This is a genomic window from Dietzia sp. IBK-p2-15D, from assembly GCF_057773105.1.
This window is the reverse complement of sequence record NZ_JBYMTK010000115.1, coordinates 1-439: the sequence shown is the minus strand read 5'-3', so window position 1 is coordinate 439 and position 439 is coordinate 1. Positions and strand designations below refer to the sequence as shown.

At 52.2% G+C, this 439-nt stretch carries 1 protein-coding gene; it reads right to left on the bottom strand.

Annotation, left to right across the window (positions count from 1 at the left end; genetic code table 11):
- Positions 1-439 (bottom strand): TerC family protein (locus tag AC3DEV_RS17135; RefSeq protein WP_488372895.1); only part of this gene is annotated, 439 nt, incomplete at both ends.

The window sequence follows — 439 nt, the reverse complement described above, 5'->3', positions numbered from 1 at the left end:
CAGAAAGAAAACGTCGCCGGTTAAAGATAGCCAACTGATTGAGCGCCTCGATCATCACCGAGAAACCAATGGCAGCGTACAGGTAGCCTTTCGGAATGACGAAGCCGAAACCTTCCGCCACCAGGCTAAAGCCAATCATCAACAGGAAGCTTAAGCAGAGAATAACGATGGTCGGGTGACTGTTAACGAACTGGGTTAACGGCTTGCTGGCCATCAACATCAGGCTGATAGCGATAACCACGGCGGCCATCATGACCAGTAAATGGTCGACCATCCCGACGGCGGTAATCACCGAGTCGAGTGAGAAGATGGCGTCCAGTACCACAATTTGTGTCACCACCCCCCAGAACTTCGCACCTTTGCGTTGGGTGGGGTTATTGCTGTCTTTCCCTTCCAGCCGTTCGTTCAGCTCCATCGTGGCTTTGAACAACAGGAAGAA